Here is a 23,731-nt window from a genome sequence, read left to right as displayed (position 1 = left end):
ACCGTACGCACGAGTAGCGTTGACTCGAACTGCCGGTCGATTGCCGTCCGGCCGGTCAGGATCGGAACGATGACGACAGCGATGACGAGGATCAGCCACGACGGCCGCACGGCGGCGACGGACGGGGATCGCCGGTGATGCTCTGGAACCGACGCAGGGACGAGGGCACCTCGCAGGCCGGTCCGTCCGAGGAGGGCACGGCCGGGGGAGGGGGCTTCCTCGTCGAGGAGTACGACCGGGTCCTGCTGCTCCGACAGCCGTCCGACGAACTGCTCGGGCCGCAGGAGATCGCCGACCTGGTCCGGTGCGCCGAGACCGACGAACCCGGCACCGTCACCGTGGTCGCCGGCGCCGACGAGAAGTCCGCCCCCGCGCTGTGGCCACGGCTCGGAGACCTCCTCGACTGGGTACGCGACGAAGGCGCCACCGCGGTGCGACTGGTCATGTCCGGATCCGGCGACGGTCGTCCGGGAGAGAACCCGGCGGTGGCCCAACGCATTGCCGACGCATGGGAGTTCGAGGTCGTCGCCCCGGACGGCACGGTGCTCTGCGTGCCGGGCGGCGGACTCTTCGTCCACGGACCGCCCGGCGGGGAAGGCGGTGGGGAGCGCGGGTGGTGGCGCTTCCGCCCGGGTGTCGCCCCCGTACCGCTGGGGCCGCGCCAGCCGGTGCCCGTCTGGCGCCCCGCCCGCCTGCCGTCCCGCACCCGAGGCGGTCGCGTCGTCGAGGAGATCCCGGCAGGGGTCCTCATCCGGTCCGGTGACGGTCCGGCACCCCGGCCCGGCGACCTCTGCTACGCCGTACCGATGGACGGCCAGGGCCCGCTGCTGGTGCTCGGGGTGCCGGACGGCGAGGACGTCGACACCGAGGACGTCTCCGACGTCGTCGCCTCCTTACCCGACGAGGCGCGGGCCGCGCTGCGGGTGGCCCCCGGTGGCCGGCGGGACGTGCTGCACGCCGGGCAGGCCGCCGCCGACCTCGTCGGCGCGGGCGTCGTCGTCTACAGCGGCCTCCCGCTGATCGTCGACTCGGGCCCGGGGCCGGGGCCCGAAGAGACCGTGCGGTCCATGGTGGTCGGCCGGGACGGGGCGCCGCGCTGGCAGCCCTTCGTCGACTCGGTGCTCTGTGCCCCCGGCGCCCCGGAGCCGAGCCTGCTGCGCTGGAGCCCACCCTTACCGGACCGGGAGCCGGCCGAACACGGCGTCGTGCACCTCTCCGACCGCTGGCAGGTCTCCGTGAGCCGGGCGGGCCTGCTGATCGGCGCCCGCGACGACGGCCCGCAGCCCCTGGCGGCGCGTCCGGTGGACGCGGACGGTCCGGCGATCGAGGTGGGACGCCCCGGAGAGGAACTGGACACCTCGCTCTGGCCGGCCCTGTCCGAACTGCTCGACGGACTGGAACCCGACCTGCGCACCCGAGCCCGGCTGCACGTGCACGGCAAGGCCCTGGACGGCGGCCGTGAACTGCGGCGCCTGGCGGCTCTGCACGGTGTCCGCAGCGTGCGCTTCGCGACCTTCGGCCGTCCCGCGGAAGGCGCGGCCCGCCTCGGCCCCGGTGGGGCGCTGCGTGCAGAGCCCGCCACCGGAGCGTCGACCGCCGTCGCGGGGCCGATCGTCCCCACCACGGCCGGACCGCCCGTCGCGGCGCCGACCGGTTCGACCACCGGGACGGCGGTCCCCGCCCTCCAGGTACGACGTCCGGCGGGGCAGACGCGCGGAGCGGACCCCGAGCCCACCCGCCCGGGGCCGGGGCCGAGCCCGAGTGCGAGTGCGAGTGCGAGTGCGAGCCTGGGTTCGGTTGCGAGCCCGAGCCCGAGCCCGGGGGCGGTCCCGCCCGCCCGCCCGGAGCCTTTCCCCGCCACCGGTTCGGCGCCTTTCCCGTCCACCGGTTCGGCGCCCCTCCCGGCCGCCGGCCCGGGACATGGGGCGGAAGCCGGGCCGGCCGGCCCGCCGACCGCCCCGCAGCCCGTCGTGACGGCCACCGTGACCACCACCGCGACCCTCCCGGATCCGGGTGCGGGCTCCTCCGGGGACGGATCCCGTGTCCCTGAGAGCGCTCCCGCCCCGGGCGCCGCCCCGGCGGCTGCGGCGAGCGGTGGCCCGGCCGTCGCGGCTGCCGGTCCGTCGGCGCCGGCCGGCGTTGTGCCCGCCTCCGCCTCGGCCCGTGTCCGGTCTCCCGAGACACCGGCGGCGGCCGTGCCCCGTACCGGTACCGACCGGTCTCCCGAGACACCGGCCGTTGTCGCGCCCCGCACCGGTCCCTCACCCGCGCCGCCCGTCGCGCCCCCGCCCTTCCCGCCCGCGACTCCCTCCGGCGCCCGTCCCGTCCCGGACCCGGGCCCCGCGACCCCTCCCGTAGCCGGTCTGGAGAGCGCGCCGGCCGGGCCCCCGGCAAGCACACCGAACCCGCAGCCGGACCCGCAGCCGGACCCCCGACCGGGCCCGACGCCCGAACGCGCCGTTCCGTCGGCGGGACCCGCTTCCGCACGGCCGTCGGCGCCGCCGCGGGGGTTGCTGCCCCCGGTGCCCGTCCTGCCGGAGCACCACAGCACCGAGGCCGAACGGACGGCGTTCCGGACGCTCGCCGACACGGCCTGGGAGCGCCATGCGGCCGCCGTGGCCCGTACGTTGACCCGGCTGCCCGCGCTGCGGGGCGCGGAACAGGTGGCCGCCCGCGCCGACCTGGTGGCCCTGCTGCTCTACCTCGGCCCCCCGGACGGCCCCTTCGGCCACCGGGAACTGGACCGGGCCCTGCGCGCCGGGGGCGGTCGACTCCTGCCGTACGCGGCCTGCGTCGCGTCGGCGCTCCGGCGGCTGCCGTCCTTCCGGGGCGCGGCACTGCGAGGCGCGCCACCCGGAACGGGACTCGGCACGCCGGACGGCGCCGACGCCGCACTTCCCCGGCCCGGGACCGTACTGCGCGAACCGGCGGCGGTGAGCGCCCTGCCGTGCGGGAGGACGGGCCCGGAGATCGGGAGCGCCCGGTTCGCGATCTGGTCGGTGACCGGACGCCGGGTACGGCAACTCTTCGGCGCGGCGGGCACGTCCGCCGCGCACGACGAGATCGTCTTCGCCCCGGGCACCGCCTTTCGGGTGCTCGACGTGCGCGGCGACGGCCCCGACCCGCTCGTCCTGCTGCGTCAACTGTCCACTCCGGCGACCGCCCCGCCACCCGCCCGGTACGCGGAACCGGACGCCGAGGACCAGGCGGTGCTCGCACGTCTCGGCGAGGCGCTGCGCGGACGCACCGCCGCCCCGGCGGGCTACGTCTGGCCCGAGCGCTGCGCGGGACCGCTGGGGGGAGCCGGACCGGACACCGACTGACCATCCACGTGGCCGCGCCCCGTCGCGGTCCTCCGAGAGACCACCAAGGCGCACCACGACGACCGACTGTTCGAACGAGGCATGAGGAGTGTCAATGCCCCAACAAGAAGGCGGCTCGCAGCTGTCGAGCCCTGCCGTGAGACTCGCGGCGGTCCTCCCCGCGGTGCCGGGAGAACCCGGTTTCGCGCTCGCACCACGCGGATCCGCCACGACGCCGGTACCGGCGATCCCATCGGGCGCCGTGAACCGCGAGAGCGGGGCGGCCCCCGAGGGATCCGGGCCCGCGCACACCACCACGTCCACGTCCACGTCCGCGACCGGGACGGGAACCCAGGCGGCCACCGAGGTACGGAGCGGGTCCCGGACCGCCACACGCGCCGGCGGGGCGGTGGCGAGGGCCGCCGCCACCTGGCGCGGGAGCGAGGCCCAGGCCGCGTCGGCTACGGCGCCGTCCGCACCGCACGGCGGCGCCGTCGCGGCCGGAAGAGGTGACGAGCCGCCCAGCGGACGACCCAACAAGCCGCTGCTGGCCGCGGCGGCGATAGCGGGAACCGTGCTCATCGGCGCGCCGTTCCTCCTGCTCGGCCTCGGCAACGACGATCACCGCAACCAGGCGTCGGTGCAGGAAGTACCCGTCGGCGGAACGGTGTTGGAGAACCTCGTCCCGAACGGGGGGCAGGTCGGGAACGACTACGCCACGGCCGCCCCCACCCGCAAGCCCGCGTCGTCGCCCCGGACGGGCCCCGTGCCGGACCGCCAGTCGGGGGCCACCGAGCGCCCGGCCGGCGCGAACGTGGGTTCCGACGTGGAGAAGCGCACCGACGGGCGTACCGGCACCAACGCGCCGCCGGCCACCGCGCAGGGCGCGGGAGGCGCGGGGGCGCGACCGGCACCCGGATCGCCGGGGAACACCCCGGCGGACCAGAAGTCCCCACAACAGGACAAGGCCGCAGAGCAGGACAAGAGCGCAGGCCAGGACAAGGCCGCGGAGCAGGACAAGAACGCAGAGCAGGACAAGGCCGCGGGGCAGGACAAGTCCGTCGCCTCGAAGGAGTCCCCCGCCCTCTCGGTGCCCCGGCAGAAGGAGGCCCCCGCGCAGGAGCGCCGCGCGGCACCGGCGCAGGCCGATGCCCCCGACCCCGGCGCGGTGAAGCAGGTGGCCGACGCGGCACCGGAGAAGGGCACCGCGCCCGACGCGCACAAGGCTCCCCAGCCGGCGAAGCCCGCCTCGAAGGAGCAGCCCGAGACCGACCCCGCCGCGAGGAAGGCGCCCGAACCGGCGAAGCCCGCCCCGAAGAAGGAGACCCCCGCCCAGCCGGCCCCGAAGCAGAAGGTCGCGGCGAAGCCCACGACCCGTGCCGGGGGCGCCCTGCCGCAGAGCGCGAACTTCGGCACCGTGCGGAACGTGCCGCTCAAGAACGCCATGACGGGCATGTGCGCCGACGTCCCGAACTACGGCAAGGGCACGGTGGACGGTCCCGTCAACCAGTTCACCTGCAACACGACGACCGGGGACAACCAGCTCTGGGACCTCGTCGTGAGCCGCCCCGGCGCCGGTCCCGACGGCGCGGACCTCTTCACCATCCGCAACAGCAAGGACGGTCTCTGCCTGGACCTGCCGAACTTCGCCGGACAGGCGGCCGGTACCGGTGTGTCCGAGTTCCACTGCCGCCCCACCAGCGCCGACAACCAACTCTGGTACCTGGAGAAGCGCTCGGACGGCAAGTTCTGGATCCGCAACCAGTCCAGCGGTGGCCAGTGCCTGGACGTCTCGGGCGAACATGGCAGCGGCGGCAAGGACGCCCGACTGACGATCTTCGGCTGCAACAAGCGCGACGACCACGTGTGGTCCTTCTCCTGATCCGACTCCCGTCCCGCGTGGGCGGTTGACGCGATCCATCCGTGCCCCGGTCGGCCTCCGCCCGGGGCACGGTCGTACCCGGCACCCCGCCCGCAGCGTTCGGGATCCGGTACCCGACACCCGGCATCCGGCACCCGTCTCCGCACCGAGCGGAGGCGGCTCGCGCGGTCGGTGGGAATCGCCGCGGGGTGAGTGGACTTAAGCCCGGGGAACGGGCGCCGGAACACTTGCCCCGCTCTTCTTCGGGAACCCGGCGAAGCGTCACCTTCCCGGCATTCGACGTTGGGTGGTGCGTCGCTCCTCGGCCTAGCATCGGGCGATCCCCGGCCCCTCTGGCGCCGCACACCGCCGCCCACCCGACGGAGTCCGACCGTGCGTCAAGACAACCTCACGCCCTCACCGTCCGACACGCCGGACGGAACGCGCCGGGCGGAGCGTTAGATGCAGGAGATCGACTTCCCGGAGGACGTCCGGCGGATGCTGTGGGTGCTGATCGGCGAAATGCCGGTGCAGGCCCGCGAGAACCTCGCCTACGACAGCCGCGAGTTGTACCTGCGGCTCGGCCGGGGCATCAGGGAACTGCGGGACGAGATCCGGCAGTCCATCGCGGAGGCGTCCACCGCCCTGCCCCGGGAGGTGGCGGACCGCTACGTCCGGGGCCTGTCGTTGCTCACCGACGACGGGGGAGTGAACCACCTCGACGCGATGACCGACCAACTCGACGACATCGCCCGGGGCCAGGTCGACCACTCCATGAACATCCAGCAGGCCAAGTGGGAGATCATCGCGGAGATCGTCGCGCTCCTCCTCGAACTGGCCCTGCTGGCGGCCCTCGCCGTGATCACCGGTGGTACGTCCGTGTCGCAGATGGCGTTGGCCCGCGCCCGGAGCCGGCTTGCCGTCCTCCTCGTCGTGGACCGGCTGCTGCGCATGACCCATCTCGCCCCCAGCCTCACCGGAGCCCTCGAAGAGGCCCTCCAGACCCTCGCCGTGCGCCTCGCCCAGATCGCCCTGAACCCGAACGACCGTCGGCCGGACGGCATCGACTGGAAGGACGTCGGCAAGTCCGCCGCCTTCGGCGCGGTCGTCGGTCTGCTCGGCGGTGCCCTCGGCGGAGCCGCCGACCACGTCCGGAACTGGTTCAAGCACTCCTTCGACGACTTCGACCGCTTCGCCAAGGACCATCCGCGCTTCACCACCCTGCTCGACGGGGTGAACGAGGTTGCGGAGGCGTTCGTCGTCGGCGCGGTCAGCGAGGCCGCCGGTGAGACCCTGATCCAGGGCGTCTTCGAGGGGACCTGGGAGTTCTCGTGGGACACCTTCGTCGGATCCGGCACCAGTTCGGCGTTCGAGACGATCGCCGGGGGCGCCGTCGGCGGCGGCGCCCTCTGGCTGCACCGTGCCCTCCTCCCGGACCTGGGAGCGGGTGATTCCTCGTCCGTCAACCGGCTCCCGGGGCGCGGTGGTCCGGGAGGAACGGGCGGGCCGCGCTCCTCGGGCAGCGCCACCCCGACCGTCCCCGCGGCGTTCCCGGCCCCTGCCCCCGTGCCGGTACCCTCCGCGGCGCCGATCGCGGCGGGCACCGACCCCTCGGGCGCCCGAGCGTCCGTACTCACCCCGTCGTCGCGGCCGCACACGCCCGCGCTGCCCGTTCCGCCCGGTCCGCCGTCCCGCGTCCTCACGTCGAGCGTCCCCGCGTCCTACGACGGCTCCGGCCGTGCGACCCCCGCCGTCCTCGACCCCCACCCGCCCACGAGCCGTACGACGGGAACCACGACCATCACCCCGGGGGGCCCGGGCCCGACTCTTGTCCCCGCCGACCCTCGGGGCCCCCGGGCCCCCGGCCCGGGTACCTCGACGGGCGGCGCCTCGGTTCCGTCCTCCTCGCCCGCGATCAAAGAGGCGGCGACAGCTCCGGAGCGGGCCGCGGGGACGGGACCGTACGCCGACGGGTCCGGCGACGAAGCACCGGAACTCCCCACGCCGCACACCGTCAACTCCGCCCGCCCCGCGGGCAGCCCCCCTCCCGCTGCCGGCGCGGGAGACGGACCGGCCGCGGACAGAACGGACCCGGGTACGGAGCCGGACCCGGTGTCGGCCGTACCGCGCCCCACGTCGTCCGGTCCCACCGCCGACAGCGGTACGGACCCCCGCGCGACTCCCGACGCCTCGAAGGCCGGGCGGGACGCGGGCGCGCCCCCGACCCGCCGGGACCCCGGCACGCACGAAGCCGACGCGAAGGGCGAACGGGGCCGGTCGGTGCCCGAACGGAAGGCGGCGGACGACGCGGCGGACCACACCGAAGACGACGCGGCGAACGACACCCAAGACGGCGCGGCGGACAACGCGGCGAACGACACGGAAGACGACGCGTCGCACGGCGCACGGGAGCCGGGCGCCGTCATCCCTCCCGCCCCCGCCACCCCCCTGACCGGGAACGCGGCCTGGGAGGCCGCACGGGCCGCCGTACCCCCGGTCACGCGCGCACACACCTGGGTCGACCCGGTGTCCACGCCCGCCGATCCCGCACGACCGGGGGAGAGCACCCGGTACGTGGTGCGGTCCAAGTTCGAGGTCCGGCAGGTCGCCCACGACGGCGACCAGGTCACGGACCTCACCGTCCGCGTCGCCACCGGCCCCGGGGGCCTGCCGGCGGACGTGTGGGACAAGGTGCGGGGCGGGGTCGAGGCGTACTTCAACGAGCCGGCGCACCGGCTGCCGGACGGTGGGCGGCTCCACGTCACCGTCGAGCAGACGGCGGACGACCCGCACCCCAACGGACTCACGGTCACCCTGGCCGGCCGCGACCAGCCGATGACCCGGACGGCCTGGTGGGCGGACGCGGAGCCCGTCGACTACGCCCACGAGATCGCGCACCAACTCGGTCTGCGCGACGAGGCCCGGAGCGTCGAGGCCACCGGGCGTCCGGACGTCCCCGGCAGCCTGCTCGGCGACTACACCCGGCCGGCTCCGCCCGGGCTCGCGCAGGCCGGCCTGCGAGGCCGCCACCTGAGTCTCCTGGCCGCCCACGTCGGTGACCTCACCGAGGCACCGCCCGGCGACCCCGCTCCCGATCCGGTCGCACGGCCGATCCGTACGGTCGGCGGTCCCCGGGGCGCGGAGCCGCGCGCGCCCCGGCCCGCGGATCCACCACCGACCACGACCGGCCAGGCGCCCGTGTCGGGGCACCCTCCGGTCCCGCCCGCGGCCCCCACCCCCGCGACCTCCTCGACCACGCCGGTCCCCTCCAGCACCCCGGCCCCCTCAACCCCCGCCACCGGTACCGGCAACCGCCTGGACGGGACCCGCCCGCCCCGGTTGGACCGGGGCGCGCCGGCGCCGACCGCCAGGGGCGGTCGCACCCGGTTCACGGACGGGACGGGCATCCCCGCGTACATCGACGACCTGGCCTCCCTGCTCGCGGACGCCCCCGCCGACCTGATGGAGGAACTCCTCTCCCAACCGGCGACCTTCGGCCAGAGCAGCGTCGTCCTGCGCGGCGCCGAGCTGATCGCCGCCGAAGCCGAGGCCCTGGTACGGCGCGACGCGTCCCTGCGGCCCACGGCACCCGAACCCGGCACTCCCGCCGGCGCCGGCCCCCTGGCGGATCTGCGCGCGGCCCTGCGCCGCCGCCCCCGCGCCCTGATCGGCGGGCTCGCCTTCCCGTACACCAACGCCGCCGGAGAGGCCAGGGTCCTGCACGTCACCGCCCGCCACCACGGAAACTGGGAACGGTTCGCCGACACGTACGGCAGCCCGACCAAGATCGACACGATGGATCGGGCCACCGTCCAGGCCGGCCGGAACAGCAGCGTGCGGTCCACGACGCAACTGGGCCTGGGCGGACCGTTCCTCGGGCCCTCCTCCGCCGCCGCGTTCGGCGGCTTCGGTCGGCTCACCCTGCGCGGCGGGTTCAGCACCAAAGTGGGCTACGGCCACCTCGACCACGCCTCCGCGCAAGCGGAGACGCGCACCCTCGACGGCTCCCACGTCTACCTGGACGACCTCCACCTCACCCTCCGCGTCACCGACGCCGACGGCCGGCTGATCACCGACCCGACGCCGCCGGGGACCGCCGGCCCGGCACGCGCGGCGCAGGTCGGCTTCACCGTCCGCGACGGACTCGCGCTGCGCCTGCCGGACAGCGCCGTGAAGCCGTCGAAGCCGGGCCGGACACCCCGCTCGATCGCCATGGACCACCAGACGCAATACCGGCTGGTGCGCACCGAGGGCTTCGGCCCCGTCAGCCGCATCCGGGACTGGGCCGCCGCCCGGATCGGCGCCGTGCCCGGCAGCTCCGCCCATCAGGAGCTGGACGCGTTCTTCTCCGGCGAATCCTTCCAGCGGCACGCCCGGATGCTGGCCGCCGGACGGCTGACCACCGCCCCGCTGTTCGCGGACGACCGCCGCCGCACCCCGCTCGGCGTCTTCGTGGTCGAGCGCGTGGTGCCCGTCCGCGCCACCCTCGTCACGGAGACCCCGGACGCCGAACTGCGCGACATCGCCACCTCCACCGTCCGCAACGACCGCTCCCTGACCAAGGGCGCCAACCTCGGCATCGACGGCGTGCTCGGCCCCGCCTTCAACTTCCTCGACCTGGGCGGCGACGTACTCAACCTGCGCCTCCAGTTCGGCCCGGCCTTCCGCCACCTCTTCTCGGTGTCCCGCACCACCGCACTCGGCGGCTTCGGCGGACTCAAGACCTCCGGCCAGGTCAAGGGCGCACCGACCGGCCTGTACCTGGTCCGCAAGATGGTGTACGTGCGCCACGCCGGCAGCGGAGAGCCGGCCGAGCGCTTCCACACCTGGAGCCTGGACCGCATGACCCGCACGGAGGCCCGCAGGCTCGCCGGCTGGGACGACGGAACGACCCTGGCGCTCCGTCACGGCGCGCCCGAACCCCACGCCCCGGCCTACCTCACCCCCGACCACCCGCCCACCCTCGGCATGCACCGCGTCGAGGAGTTCGCCCACGCCGACGGCCGCCGCACCCACGAGGTCGACGGCCGCCCCCGCACCCTCCTGGACGCGTTCACCGACACGGTGCTGACCGCCCTCGCCCGGACCCATCCCGCCATGGTCGCCCCCCTCGACGAACTCGCCCCGCCGGTGCGCCGAAGCCTCCTCGCCCGGGCCCGGGCCGCCGGCGCGAGCGCCGGCCCGCTCGGACCGCCCCGCCCCGCCTCCCGGTGGAACGACGCCGACGCCTACCAGACCGCCCTGTCGAACACGCTGACCGTCCTGGCCGCCCTCTCGCACCTGAGCCTGGCCGCGGGCCTGGAAGCCCTGACCACCACCGGCATCCGCATCCGCCTCACCGAACCCGGCACCCTCGGCCAGGGCCACCGGTACGTGCTGGTGCAGGGCGAACTCACCAACCGCCGGTACGAGGGCCGCCAGGACGACCTCAAGCTGCGGCACAGCGCGCCGGGCGGCCAGCGGCTCGACGGCCAGGAGAGCCGCACGCGCACGACGGGCGGCGGAGCCGACCTCCAACTCGCCTTCCGCGACCCGGACCCGGGAGCCGGCGAGGCCATCGGTGCCCCCGGCAACGCCGGAGTGCTCTCCCTCGGCTGGCGGAGCACGGTCCGGCACGACTCCGAATCCGGTCACGGCTCCTCCGCGACCAACGAGCCGATGTCGGTGAGCACCAAGCCCTCCCACCTCTACCGCTACGACCTCGCGCTCAGCGTGAGCCACGGCGGGTACTGGCGCTTCCGCGGGATGCTGCGCGGCGTCGCCACCCTCGGGCTGCTCGGCACCCAACCGTTCGTCTTCCAGAGCCCCCGGGCCCCGCTCATCGGCACCGGACCGCACGGCATCCCCGTCCGCGGGGGCCCGGTCACCGGGCAGGTCCTGATCAGCATCCCCGATCGGCACGCCCCCGCGGTCGACCCGCACCGCCCCGGCGCCCCCAACCCCTACCGCGCCCTCGGCGGCCCACCGGCGAGCGTGCCCATGCCCCGCCGCCGGGCCCACGCCCTCGCCACCGGGAACCTCGCGGCGAGCGGCGACCCCGAGGCCGGGGGCCGGGCGCACCGGCGCGGCGACCGCCTCTTCCGGGACCTCCAGCACCACCCCTTCCTCACCGTCACCGTCCTCGTGCCACCCGCACTGGTCGACGCCGTCGCCGACGTCGTGCGCACCGCCTCCGGCGGTTCCTGGCAGTTCTCCCACGAGGGCGCCCCGGCCCGGGAAGCCGTCATGCGGGCCTTCCAACCGCAGTACGCCACCGCCAACTTCGACCAGAGCTCCGGCCCGCTCGGCTTCGCCCTGGCCGGCCTGATGGGCAAACCGCCGTACGGCACCCTGTGGGGCACCTTCCGGCACTACACGGCGGTCCGCGGGATCCACGCGCTGACCGGACCGGTCGAGATGGACACCGAGATGGTCCTCGGCAGCGCCACCCAGGCGACGGGCAAGACCGGGCGCAGCGTCACGCACTCCTTCGGCGGACAGCTCACCTACGCCAAACCGCACGCCAACGCCCACGGCCCCCTCGGTGCCTACGGATTCGTCGTCAACCCCTGGTCCGAGAGCACGCAGCTCAGCCGGACCCTCGCCCGCAGCGTCGTCGCCGACCTCAACCTCAAGAGCTTCGGCCACCAGGTACTGATCACCGGCACGGTCGAGCACGGCACGGCGATGGTGTCCAGCATGCTCGGCGCCACCGCCGCCCGGCTTCCCGTCGTCCCCTCCTCCCTCGCCGGCGCCGCCGGATCGGTCACCACCGTTCCCGGCGGCTGGCTCGCCCACGTGCCGGAGAAGAGCGCCCACCTGCTGGGGCTCCTCGACGACGGCATGGGAGACGTGCCCCGCTACACCGCCAAGGGCTGGTCCCCGCAGCCCTGGACGCGCGGAAACTCCTTCGGCACGTACCCCGTCAACACCCTCGATCCGACCGATGTCCTCGCCGCCTTCCAGGCGAAGGTGCGCGCGCTGGGCGTCGACGACGACGCCCAGGAGGACATCCGCCGGCACGTGACCTCCCGCGTCCTGCGCGCCCTGCACCGGGAGATGACCGGAACGGGCACGAGCGCCCCCGCCCGGACCGGCGGCTGGGGCTGGGGCAGCGTCCGGATCGGCGGCCGCCGGGCCCGGATCCGCGTGGAACTCCTCCCCGGCACCCCCGCCTTGCGGATGCTCGACCACGGCACCGAGATGGAGGAGAACCGGCGGGCCGTCGAAACCCGGCAGGAGGGAGCCGAGTTCACCTCCGGCCGGGACATCGGCGTACTCGTCGGCGAAAGCGTGTACACCGGCGACCCCACCGCGGTCGCCTCCGGACCCACCTACACCGAGACCGGCACGTCGCGGCGCTCGGTCTCGACCTCCCTGTCCGCCTCCACCAGTACCACCTACCGGGCGGCGTCGACCGAACCGCACGCCGAGACCACCACCCCCTACCGGCTGCGCCTCACCCTGGAGTTCGACCACGCCCCGCAAACCCCCGGGACACCGGGCCCGGACGCCGGATCCACAGCAGCCCGCACCGCGCTGCGGCGGTTCGCCGGCAAGCAGCGGATCTCCGCCACCGGCGCCATCGGCGACCTGAGCGAACACGTACCGCTCAGCCTGATGGCCCCGGACCCCGACCCCGCCGACCCCGCGCCCGACCCCCGGCTCGCCCCGCCCGACCTCACCGTCGCCACCCCGCCCCGGTCCGGCCCGCGCCCGGAACTCCTCGGCCCCGACACCCTCCACGGAGACGGCACCGCACGGCCGTTCACCTTCCCCGAGAACGGCTTCCACGTCCGCCGCATCATCGGCCTGGAACACGTCCGGGAGGCAGGCCTGCGCGCCATCGGCGAGGCCTACGGGCTCGCCCTCGACGACCTGGACGACGCCGACGTCACACGGGAGCGGCGCGGGGAACTCCTGTCCCGCGCCGCCGGAACCGCCCTCACCCGGCCCGGCGGCGGCGCCGCGCAGACCCTGGAGGACGGCACCACCGACACGGCGCTGTCCACCTTCTACGACCAGGCCCTCACCCCGGCCGGATACGAGGTCCCCGGGCTCACCCACCGCAACGCGGCCGGCACCGACTCAGCCCGGCTCTCCCTGCACGCGAAACCGGACTTCTCCCGGGCGGTCCTGCTGTCCGTCGCCGACGGCAAGAAACTCGAGGTCCTGCGCGAGGGCGCCGAGGGCGTCGGCACCTCCGTGAGCCACGAGAACGCCCAGGACTCCGCGTTCGGCGGGGGCGTCGCGATCCGCACCGAGGACACCGGCCTCAATCCCCTGACCGCGAACACCACCGGCCCCGAAGGCGCGGACGGCGACGGCGCCCCGGTCGGCGAGGAACGGCTCTCCTCGCTCAACGTCAAACCCAAGACCGGCCGGGCCTTCCTGTTCGCCGTCCCCACGGACTGGCTGAGCGTTGCCGAGGTGCACCGCGGCATCAAGGACAGCGGTCTCGGCCGGTTCCTCGCCGGAACCTTCGGCCACCCGCCGCGCGGCCCCAAGGCCGTATCCTCCCGGACCTACGCCCTGGCCTGGATCCGCGACGACGTCGCCCGGGAACTCGGCCTGATCGACGACACCGGCTTCCCCGCCCGGGTCTCCGCCGCCTGGGACGCCACCGGCAAGGCGGCCAAGGCCTGGACCGAGGCGGACCAGGCGTACTGGAAGAAGCGCCGCGCCTCGACCGGACTGCGCGAGCGGCGGGACGCCGCCCGGACCGCCCTCGACCCCGCCCGCACCGCCGCCGAGGGCACCGCCCGACGCCTCGCCCCCCTCCTGGACGCCTCCGAAACCGCCGACACCACCCTGGCCCGTGCCGAGGCCGACGCCGTACGGGACCACGCCGCGGCGACCGCCCTGGACAGCGCCGCCGACGCCCTCGACACCACGTCGACCGACCTGCGGCAGGCCGAAGCCGACACCGAGCGGGCCGAGCGCACCGCCCGGGCCACCGAGGACGCCGCCCGCGAAGTCCTGGACTCCCTCCACGGCTGGGCCGCGCTGCCCGGCGGCGACACCGACCCCGACGCCGTACGCCAGGCCGAGGACGGTCTCGCCACCGCCCGGCGCACCGCCACCGCGCTCCGCGACGCCGCGGCCCGACGCGTCGCCACCGCCCGCGGTCTGCACGCCACCGCCGACGCCGCACTCGCCGCCGCCGAACGGACCGCGCCGCCGCAGACCGCGGCGGCCCCCGGGCTCGCCCCGCCCACCGCCGACCCCGTTTCCCGGACCGAGCGGGCGCGGCGGACCGCGACCGCACTGCGCACCGGCGCCGACCGGCGGACCACCGCGGCCCGCGCCCGGCAGACGGCCGCCGCCCGCCGCCTCACCGGCCCCGTCCGCGCCGACGAAGCCGCCCGCGCCGCCCTCGCCCGGGCGACCGCCCGGACCGACGCGGCCGACCGGGCCTTCGACACCCGCCGGGCCGAACTCGACGCCCTCGCCCGGACGGCGGAGGCCGCCGCCGCCGAGTTCCACCGGGTACGCGCCGCCACCGACCGGCTCACCCGCTGGCACCGGCTCCACGCCACCGCCGAAGGTCGCCGGCGCCTCGCCGGCCTCCCCGAACCGGCCCCGGTGACGTACACGGCCCCGCCGAAGCCCCCGCCGGCGGGCACCGCCGTGCGGCCCCCGACGCCCCGCTACACCCCGTCCACCGACGGCGCACGGCTGACCTCGCCCGACCACCTCGCGTACACCGTGCACGAGGTGCCCCGGGACGGCGACGGCTTCTTCCACGCGCTCGCCGAAGGCCTGGCCAGGACCGCGCCCGCCCTGCGGGCCCGGCACGGCATCGACCCGGCCGACCCGGGCACCCCCCGAGCCCTGCGCAGGCTCCTCGCCGCCCGCCTGACCGACCCCGCGGACGCCGACCTCCTCGCCGCCGTGGCCCCGGACGACGGCGACGTCTTCACCGCCGCCGAGATCGACGCCACCGGCCCGGCCCCGGACCTCACCGCCGGCACGCCCGGCCGCCGCGAGTTCGACCAACTCGGCGTCGTCCCGCACGCCGCCACCCTGGACGCCGCCGCCCGCGCCGCCCTCGGCACCGCCCAGCTGAACAGGCCCGGCGACAGCGACGACGACACCGGATGGGACCACGCCGCCGCCGATCTCCTCCCGCTCCTCGCCGCCCGGACCTTCGGCATCGACGTGACCGTGGTCCTCGGTGACGGCACCTTCCAGACCTTCACCCCGGGCGACCGACCGGGCTCAGGCCGACTCCAGGGACTCGTCGACCCCACGGAGACGGCCCGCCCCCACGTGGTCCTCCTCCTGGACGACCGCCATTACCGCCTCGCCGTCCCGGATCCCGTCCGCCCGCTGCCGCCTCCGGTACCGGAGGCCGCCCCGCCCACCGCCCAGCCCACCGTTCGGTCGTCCGCCGTCGAGGGAACGGGGACCGAACGGCCGTTCACGGACACCCCGCGCCCCCAGCCCACCGTGCCGACGCCCCCAGTGCGAGAGCGGGGCCGGTCGCCGGAAACGGCGCCGCAGGACGTCACTCCCGGGGCCGGGCAGGAAATCGGCCCCGCTCCCACCCCGGCCGACACCGGCACACCCCCCGGACGGAGCGGGCCGGACGGGCAGGGGGCGTCCTTCGAGGAGGCACTGCTGGCGACGCTCGACGACGAGGGCGGCAGGCGCCTGTTGGACCGCCGCCAACCCGTGCCCGTGGCGGATCTCGCCGCCACGGACGTGAGCCTGACCGCCGGTCAGGCGGCGCACGCGGTGCTGCTCGGCGGTTCGCTGACCGTCGAGGAGCTGGGCCTCACCCCGCTCCAACACCTCCGCTGGCTCCTCGGGCGCCGGGCCGACGCCCCGGGGGAGGCCGGCAGCGAGGCCGCGAACGACGCGGCCACCGCCGCCCGGATCCTCGGCATCACCATCGAGGTCACCGTCCCGGGAGGACGGACCCACCGGTACGGATCGGGGGCGGGAGACCTCGTGAGGCTCTTCTTCGACGGCTCCCGGTACACCACCCCCACCCGTACCTGACGAGTCGCGTCCCCCGCCGGCCTCCGGGGTCGTGGGAGCACCACGTCGTTCATCCGGGTCGGGCGCGAGCGCCCGGGGCATCCGGTACGGCGTCGCATGTCACAGGGCCGTCACGGACCCCTCGTACGGGTCTCCGGGCGGACACGATGTCCTGATGCGCACTCAACACAGCATCGCCCTGGCCGCCGTGGCCGCCGGGTTCCTCGCCCTGACCGCCTGCGAAGCGCCGACCGAGAGCCCCGCGGGCCGCGATCCGAAGCCCGGCGGTTCGGTGCCCGCCGGCTCGGCGGCGCCTCCCGCGACCACCGCGCCCCCGGCCAAGAGCAGGAAGGCCACCTTGCCGAACCTGGTCGGCAAGGGACTGCAGAGCGCCCAGGACGAAGCCCAGGCAGCCGGATTCCCCCTCCTGAAGTCCCACGACAGCCTCGGCCGCGACCGCAACCAGGTGCTCGACCGCGCGTGGAAGGTCTGTACGCAGACCCCTGCCGCGGGCAGCGGCGTCGACACCGGCACCACCGTCGACTTCGGCACCGTCAAGCTCGAGGAGACCTGCCCCGACGGTGACGTCGCCGCACCCACGCCGGCCGGCGCCACCATGCCCGACTTCGTCGGCCAGGGCATGAAGGCCGTCCGCGGCGCGCTGCCCTCGAACGCGAGCATCACCGTCAAGGACGCCACCGCGCAGGGCCGCATGGTCCTTCAGGAGTCGAACTGGAAGGTCTGCACGCAGACCCCGAAGGCCGGTGCCACCCTGTCCGGCGCTCCCGTCGCCTTCACGGTGGTCAAGACCGGGGAGTCGTGCCCCTGACCGGCCCCCGCCGGCGGCCAAGCCCTCAGGCGAGGACGCGTGGACCCCTCCGGGGTCCGGTGGAGAAACCACCGGCACCGATCGTCCGCGGCGCGGTACCCCGTGTGCCGCATCGCGGTGCGGGGTCGAGGCCACGGCGACGGCGGGGTCGATCTCCCGCCGGCGCGGGGGCCGGTGGCTGTCCCGTGGGGCCGGTCGGGCCCCTTCAGGTGGTGAGGTGGCTGTTTCCGTCGTGCCGGCCGTCGACGGTGTCGTCGTTGAACCAGTAGTCGCCGGCGGCCAGGTAGCGGAAGGAGTGGTCGGCCTTCGCGGGCAGGGCGACGGTGACGGCGCGGGTGCCGTCGGGGCGCGGCCGGAGCTCGTGGGTGCCGGGAGTCCAGGCGTTGAAGTCGCCCACGACACTGACCGGGCCGGGCGGGGTCTCGGCGGGCAGGACGAAGGTGACCTCGGTGCGGTCCTTGCGGCGCTTGCGTTCGAGCACGGCACAACTCCAGACGTGATCGGTATCGGGCCTTGATGAGCGACGCTCGGAACTCATGATGGCGCCGCCGGCCCCCGCCCGCAGGTCGGCGCTCCGGAGCACCGACGGTGACCTTCCGTCGCGTGCTGGTGCGGTCCGTCACGACTCGTGGCAACGTGAGGACGGACCCACCCCGTGTGCCGGTGAGGCACGGGCCGCCGGATCCGCCAAGGCCGGCACCGCCAAGGGGACCGCCGCCTCCACCCCGGGCGGGAAGAAGCAGCACGCCGCGAGGAAACGGGCCCGCTCCGTACCCGAGGCGGCCGAACTCGGGTCGTTGAGCACGTCCGACCTCTACAAGAAGGCCACCACGGCGGAGATCCCCGGCCGCTCGACCATGACCCGCGACGAACTCCTCCGGGCGCTTGCCGCCTGACCCTCCCCGCCCGCTGCCCCACGCGCACGCCCCGCGCGGCCCGGCCCCGTTCCCGCTCCGCGACAGGACGGGCCGGAGCAGCGCCAACTGCCGTCACGAACACGGCTCATCCGGTTGCCCGCCTGCGTCGATAAGAAACAAGTAAATCCGGTGTGCATGGCTTGGGGGTGTGGGGGCATTCGATTGTTCGGAGGTTGATAATCATGGTTCCCCTGCTTCTTGTTCTTCTGCTCGCTTTGATTCTTTTCGGTGCCGGTTTCGCGGTGAAGATCCTTTGGTGGGTCGCGATCGCGGTGCTGGTGTTGTGGCTTGTCGGGTTCGTTGCCCGTCCGAAGGGTGGGAGCGGCCGCTGGTACCGCTGGTAGACGGGTGTTCCGTCTGTGGTGAACGTGTTGTGGGGTCCGTCCTTTCGGGGGCGGGCCCCACGGTCGTGTCCGGGTTCGCCTTTGTGTTCGGGGGTGTGGCCTGCTCTTTCGGGGTCGATCGAGAAAAAGGGTGTGTGGGGTGTGTGGGCGGGGTGGTCGGGGGCAGGCGGCGTTGTGGCGGAACGGCGCCTCTGCGGTGGTGAATGTGCCGGGAGAAAGCCTCCGTTGATTTCGAGTGGTGAGGGAGTTCTTCGTATGACTGAGAATGTGTGGGGTTACCGCGAGACGTCCGGTCGTCTGGCCGGTGCGGACCTGACGGGCTACAAGGTCGAGGCGACGGACGGCTCCATCGGCAAGGTCGACAAGCACTCCGACGAGGTGGGTTCCGCGTACATCGTGGTCGACACCGGTCCGTGGATCTTCGGCAAGGAGGTTCTCCTGCCGGCGGGGACGGTCAGTCGGATCGACGCGGACGACAAGAAGATCCATGTCGATCGGACCAAGGAGCAGATCAAGAACGCTCCGGAGTTCGACAAGGACAAGCACCTCGGTGACGCGGACTATCACCGTCAGGTGGGCGGCTATTACGACGGGCCGCACCGCGTCTGACGGACGCGCGCACACCCCGGGCGGGGGCGACAGCCGAACGGCTGCCGCCCCCGCCCCGTCGTGCGTCGCACGGTCACGAGGAGTACGCCGTCACGGGCCACGATCACCGGCGCTGACACGGCGCGACGCCCGTTTGCGTGCTTACCTTCCTGCATGGATATCTCCGCTGGACGTCCTTACCCCCTCGGCGCGACCCACGACGGCTCGGGGACGAACTTCGCCCTGTTCTCCGACTGCGCCGAATCGGTGGAACTGTGCCTGATCGACGACGCCGGCGGCGAGCACCGGATCACCCTGCCGGAGGTGGACGGCGGCGTGTGGCACGGCCGGGTCGCCGGGGTCGGCCCCGGGCAGCGGTACGGCTACCGCGTCCACGGTCCCTGGAGTCCGGACGAGGGACTGCGCTGCAACCCGGCCAAGCTGCTGCTCGACCCCTATGCCAAGGCCGTCGACGGCCAGATCGACGGGGACCCCTCCCTGAGCGGACACCAGGCCGAGGACCCGGGCCTCCCGGACGACCGTGACAGCCGGGGCCACGTACCGCTCGGCGTCGTGACCGGCGGAGAGTTCGACTGGGAGGGCGACCAGCCGCCCGGCCACGCGTTCCACGACTCGGTCATCTACGAGGCCCACGTCAAGGGGCTGACCTGCCGCAACCCCGACGTGCCGGAGGAACTGCGCGGCACCTACGCCGGCGTCGCGCACCCGGCCGTCGTCCGACACCTGAAGGAACTCGGCGTCACGGCACTCGAACTGATGCCCGTGCACCAGTTCACCCAGGACGGCTTCCTCACCGACCAGGGCCTTTCGAACTACTGGGGCTACAACACCATCGGCTACTTCGCCCCGCACCACGCCTACGCCTCCGGAGGCAGCCTCGGCGGGCAGGTCACCGAGTTCAAGGCCATGGTCAAGGCCCTGCACCGGGAGGGCATCGAAGTCATCCTCGACGTGGTCTACAACCACACCGCCGAGGGCAACGACCAAGGGCCCACCCTCTCCTTCCGGGGCATCGACAACCCCTCCTACTACCGTCTGGTCGACGACAGCCCCGCCCACTACTTCGACACCACCGGCACCGGCAACAGCCTCCTGATGAGGCACCCGGCCGTCCTCCAGCTGATCATGGACTCGCTGAGGTACTGGGTCACCGAGATGCACGTGGACGGATTCAGGTTCGACCTCGCCGCCACCCTGGCGCGCCAGTTCCACGACGTCGACAAGCTCTCCGCGTTCTTCGACATAGTCCATCAGGATCCGGTCATCAGCCGCGTCAAACTGATCGCCGAGCCCTGGGACATCGGGGAAGGCGGCTACCAGGTCGGAAACTTCCCCGCCCTGTGGAGCGAATGGAACGGCCGCTACCGCGACGCCGTCCGCTCCTTCTGGCGCGGGGACGAAGCCGCCCTGCCGGAGTTCGGCGCCCGCATCGCCGGCTCCGCCGACCTCTACCAGTCCGATCAACGCCGCCCCCGCGCGGGCATCAACTTCATCACCGCGCACGACGGCTTCACCCTGCGGGACCTGGTGTCGTACAACGACCGCCACAACGAGGCCAACGGGGAGGAAGGCCGCGACGGCGAGGCCGACAACCGGTCCTGGAACTGCGGCGCGGAAGGCCCCGTCGACGACGCGGACGTCCTGCGCCTGCGGGCGCGGCAGCAGCGCAACATGCTGGCCACCCTCTGCCTCTCCCTGGGCGTGCCCATGATCTCCCACGGTGACGAACTGGGCCGGACGCAGCACGGCAACAACAACGTCTACTGCCAGGACAACGAGCTGTCCTGGATCGACTGGGAGCTCGACGACGCCAACGCCGAGCTGCTCGCGTTCACCCGAAGGGCCCTCGCCCTGCGCCGTGAGCAGCCCGTCCTGCGCAGGCGCCGCTTTCCGCAGGGAGCGCCCACGGACGCGACCGCGCCGGCGGCCGACATCGTGTGGCTCGGGCCCGACGGGGACTGCATGACGCAGGAGGACTGGGACCGGCCCGACAACCGCGGCATCACCGTCTACCTCTGCGGGGACCTCCTCGCGGCGGACCGCGACGAGCACGCCCCGCGCCCGGACTCGCTGCTGCTCATGTACAACGCCGCCGCCGAGGACACCGCCTTCCGTCTTCCGCCCGCCGCCTACGGCGAGGCCTGGACGGTCGCCCTCGACACCGCCCTCGACGGCGACGACACACCGGACGAGACCGAGCTCAAGGCGACGGCCAAGACGGTCCTCACCGGCCGCAGCATGAGGGTCCTGCGTCGGCCGGCCAGACGACCGTGAGCCCCGCGGGCCCCCGTCCGCCCGCCGTCGGAGACACCCGGCGCGCGCCCGCGGGACCCGCCGGCCCGGACGGGCCACTCCACCCCGCACCGCGAACACGACCCCGCAGGGGCGTTGTGTACCGCGCCGCGGGGGCATGCGCGGGACGTGATGCCGAAGGCGTCCCGTAGCGAGGGGAGTGGTCCGATGACACACGAGACGACGGTTGCGGAATCCGCCGACCAGGGCCTGGGGGCCTATCGGCGGGCTGCCGACTACGTGGCCGCGGCCCTGATCCACCTCCAGGACAACGTCCTGCTCGGAGAGCCGCTGCGACCCGAGCACCTCAAGCCCCGGCTCCTCGGCCACTGGGGTACCTGCCCCGGCATCACCCTCGTCTACGGCGCCCTGAACCGGCTGATCAGGCAGCGGGACGCCGACGTCCTGCTCGTCACGGGCCCCGGACACGGCGCCCCCGCCGTCCACGCGAACCTGTGGCTGGAGGCGACACACGCCGCGTACGACCCGGCCCTGAGCCGCGACGCCGACGGGCTGCGCGAACTCTGCCGCCGCTACTGCGCGCCCGACGGCTTCCCCAGCCATCTCTCCCCGGCGGTACCGGGCACGCTCCACGAGGGCGGGGAGCTGGGATACGCCCTGGCGACCGCCTTCGGCGCGGCCCTGGACGCCCCCGGCCGACTGGTCGCCTGCATCGTCGGCGACGGCGAGGCCGAGACCGGCCCGACCGCGGGCGCGTGGCACTCGTCCAAGTACCTCGACCCGGCCACCAGCGGCGCCGTGCTGCCGTTCCTGCACCTCAACGGGTACAAGATCTCCTCTCCCACCCTCTTCGCCACGATGTCCGACGGCGAACTGACCGACCTCTTCCGCGGATACGGCTGGGACCCCATGATCGTCGACGTCACCTCCGACCCCGACGGCCGGGCCCTGGTGGAAGCGGTCGCCGACGCCCACACCGGCATCACCGCCATCCAGGGCCGGGCCCGCTCCGGCACGTCGCCCGAACCCCGCCCCCGATGGCCGATGATCGTCCTGCGCAGCCTCAAGGGTCAGGGCGCTCCGGCCGAGGTGGAGGGCGTCCGCATCGAGGGGTCGTTCCACGCCCATCAGGTGCCCCTCCCCGATGCCCACGAAGATCCGGAACAACTGCGCGCCCTCGAAGCGTGGCTGCGCTCCTACCGGCCCGAGGAACTCTTCGACGCGCAGGGCCGGCCCGTACCCGAGGTGACCGCGTCCTGCCCCGACGGGGACCGGCGCATCGGCATGCAGGCCGCGGCGGACGGAGGCCGACTGCGCCGGCCGCTCGACCTGCCCGCGCTCGCCCCCTACGGCGTCGCCCTGAAGAGCGGGCCGGGCCGCACCGCCGCCAGTGCGAACAAGGTCCTCGCCGACTGGCTCACGGAGATCTTCCGCCGCACGTCCGAGCGCCGCGACTTCCGTGTCGTCTCGCCCGACGAACTCGCCTCGAACAAACTGGACGCGGTCCTGGAGGCCACCGACCGCGCCCTCACCTGGCCGGTCGACGAGTACGCCGAACACCTGGCCCGGGACGGCCGCGTCATGGAGACCCTGTCCGAGCACAACTGCCAGGGCTGGCTCCAGGGCTACCTCCTGACCGGCGGGCACGGCCTGTTCCCCACCTACGAGGCCTTCGCCTCCATCGTGGACAGCATGCTCAACCAGTACGCCAAATGGCTCAAGACCTCCCACGAGGTGCCCTGGCGCTCCCCGGTCAGCAGCCTCACCTACCTCCTGACCAGCGAGGGATGGCGCCAGGAACACAACGGCTACAGCCACCAGGGATTCGGCTTCATCAACAATCTGCTCACCCAGAAGAACGAGGTGACCGGCGTCTACCTGCCCCCCGACGCCAACACCCTCCTGGTCACCATGGAGCGCCTCCTCGACGAGACCGGAAAGGTCAACGTCGTGGTGTCGGGCAAACACGAGGCCGCCCAATGGCTGGGACTGGACGAGGCACGCGCGCACTGCGCCGCCGGAGCGTCCACGTGGGACTGGGCCTCCCACGGCGGGGGAGGCGAACCCGAACTGGTCCTCGCCTGCGCGGGCGGCATCCCCACCGTCGAGACCCTGGCCGCCGTCTCCCTGCTGCGCGACGACCTGCCCGACGCCGTGATCCGCGTCGTCAACATCGTGGACCTGTGCGCCCTCGCCCCCGCCGACCGCCACCCCAACGGCATGCCGGACGACCGCTTCCGCGCCCTCTTCGGCACGGACACCCCCGTCGTGCTCGACTTCCACGGCTACCCCTCCGCCGTGCACCAGCTCCTGCACGGACGCCCGCACCCCGACCGCTTCCACGTCCGCGGCTACGTGGAGGAGGGGACCACCACCACCCCCTACGACCTCCTCGCCGCCAACGGCACGTCCCGCCACGACCTGGCCATCGCCGCACTGCACCACCTCGAACGACGCCACCCGCAGGCACCGGCACTGGCCGCCCGCCACACCGCCGAACGCGACCGGATCCGAGCGGAACTGCGCCGCACCGGCGTGGACCCGGCGGAGATCACCGACTGGAGGTGGAACGGGCCCGAAGACGGGTGTACGAACTGAAATCGAGGGCACGAGGGCGGAAGCAAGTCATCCGTCCAGGGGAGGAACGGTTC

The 23,731-nt window shown here is 74.2% G+C and carries 10 protein-coding genes; 9 read left to right on the top strand and 1 reads right to left on the bottom strand.

The window, feature by feature from the left end; genetic code table 11:
- Positions 1 to 137: 137 nt before the first annotated feature.
- The 4 genes from OG906_RS04540 to OG906_RS04525 all read left to right on the top strand — a co-directional run bounded on the left by OG906_RS04540 (position 138) and on the right by OG906_RS04525 (position 16,957).
- Entirely contained in the window at positions 138 to 3,323 is a 3,186-nt protein-coding gene (locus OG906_RS04540; RefSeq protein ID WP_329440190.1) for a hypothetical protein, read from the top strand.
- Between the two features lie 241 nt (positions 3,324 to 3,564).
- Positions 3,565 to 5,184 (top strand): RICIN domain-containing protein, encoded by a 1,620-nt coding sequence (locus tag OG906_RS04535; RefSeq protein ID WP_329440188.1) that lies wholly within the window; start codon positions 3,565 to 3,567, stop codon positions 5,182 to 5,184.
- Positions 5,185 to 5,625: 441 nt separating this feature from the next.
- A complete protein-coding gene (locus tag OG906_RS04530; RefSeq protein ID WP_329440186.1) occupies positions 5,626 to 16,149 on the top strand; it encodes a hypothetical protein in 10,524 nt (3,507 codons plus the stop codon).
- A 154-nt stretch (positions 16,150 to 16,303) separates the two neighbouring features.
- Positions 16,304 to 16,957, top strand: coding sequence for a PASTA domain-containing protein (locus OG906_RS04525; RefSeq protein WP_329440184.1), 654 nt, complete (start codon positions 16,304 to 16,306; stop codon positions 16,955 to 16,957).
- A 205-nt stretch (positions 16,958 to 17,162) separates the two neighbouring features.
- Here the strand turns inward: OG906_RS04525 and OG906_RS04520 are convergent, their stop codons facing one another.
- Entirely contained in the window at positions 17,163 to 17,438 is a 276-nt protein-coding gene (locus OG906_RS04520; protein ID WP_267798882.1) for an isoamylase early set domain-containing protein, read from the bottom strand.
- A gap of 55 nt (positions 17,439 to 17,493) precedes the next feature.
- Between OG906_RS04520 and OG906_RS04515 the strand changes: the two genes are divergently transcribed.
- The 5 genes from OG906_RS04515 (at position 17,494) to OG906_RS04495 (ending at position 23,678) form a co-directional block, all read left to right on the top strand.
- Entirely contained in the window at positions 17,494 to 17,853 is a 360-nt protein-coding gene (locus OG906_RS04515) for a hypothetical protein (RefSeq protein ID WP_329440180.1), read from the top strand.
- Between the two features lie 203 nt (positions 17,854 to 18,056).
- Complete coding sequence (locus OG906_RS04510; RefSeq protein ID WP_053676175.1) at positions 18,057 to 18,218, top strand: hypothetical protein; 162 nt, start codon at positions 18,057 to 18,059, stop codon at positions 18,216 to 18,218.
- 255 nt (positions 18,219 to 18,473) lie between these two features.
- Entirely contained in the window at positions 18,474 to 18,827 is a 354-nt protein-coding gene (locus tag OG906_RS04505) for a PRC-barrel domain-containing protein (protein WP_267799197.1), read from the top strand.
- Between the two features lie 153 nt (positions 18,828 to 18,980).
- Positions 18,981 to 21,101 carry a glycogen debranching protein GlgX gene (gene glgX / locus OG906_RS04500; protein WP_329440178.1) on the top strand — a complete coding sequence of 707 codons (2,121 nt, stop codon included), beginning with the start codon at positions 18,981 to 18,983 and terminating at the stop codon, positions 21,099 to 21,101.
- Between the two features lie 186 nt (positions 21,102 to 21,287).
- Positions 21,288 to 23,678 carry a phosphoketolase family protein gene (locus tag OG906_RS04495; protein WP_329440177.1) on the top strand — a complete coding sequence of 797 codons (2,391 nt, stop codon included), beginning with the start codon at positions 21,288 to 21,290 and terminating at the stop codon, positions 23,676 to 23,678.
- Positions 23,679 to 23,731: the final 53 nt, after the last annotated feature.

This window comes from Streptomyces sp. NBC_01426 (assembly GCF_036231985.1).
Classification (GTDB): Bacteria; Actinomycetota; Actinomycetes; order Streptomycetales; family Streptomycetaceae; genus Streptomyces.
Note: the sequence above shows the minus strand (reverse complement) of the source record. Positions and strands in the feature narration are given on the sequence as shown.

Coding starts and splice junctions, on each gene's coding strand:
- OG906_RS04515 (WP_329440180.1), top strand. CDS start 17,494: ATGATGGCGCCGCCGGCCCCCGCCCGCAGGTCGGCGCTCCGGAGCACC.
- OG906_RS04530 (WP_329440186.1), top strand. CDS start 5,626: ATGCAGGAGATCGACTTCCCGGAGGACGTCCGGCGGATGCTGTGGGTG.
- OG906_RS04510 (WP_053676175.1), top strand. CDS start 18,057: ATGGTTCCCCTGCTTCTTGTTCTTCTGCTCGCTTTGATTCTTTTCGGT.
- OG906_RS04505 (WP_267799197.1), top strand. CDS start 18,474: ATGACTGAGAATGTGTGGGGTTACCGCGAGACGTCCGGTCGTCTGGCC.
- OG906_RS04495 (WP_329440177.1), top strand. CDS start 21,288: ATGACACACGAGACGACGGTTGCGGAATCCGCCGACCAGGGCCTGGGG.
- glgX (WP_329440178.1), top strand. CDS start 18,981: ATGGATATCTCCGCTGGACGTCCTTACCCCCTCGGCGCGACCCACGAC.
- OG906_RS04525 (WP_329440184.1), top strand. CDS start 16,304: ATGCGCACTCAACACAGCATCGCCCTGGCCGCCGTGGCCGCCGGGTTC.
- OG906_RS04540 (WP_329440190.1), top strand. CDS start 138: ATGCTCTGGAACCGACGCAGGGACGAGGGCACCTCGCAGGCCGGTCCG.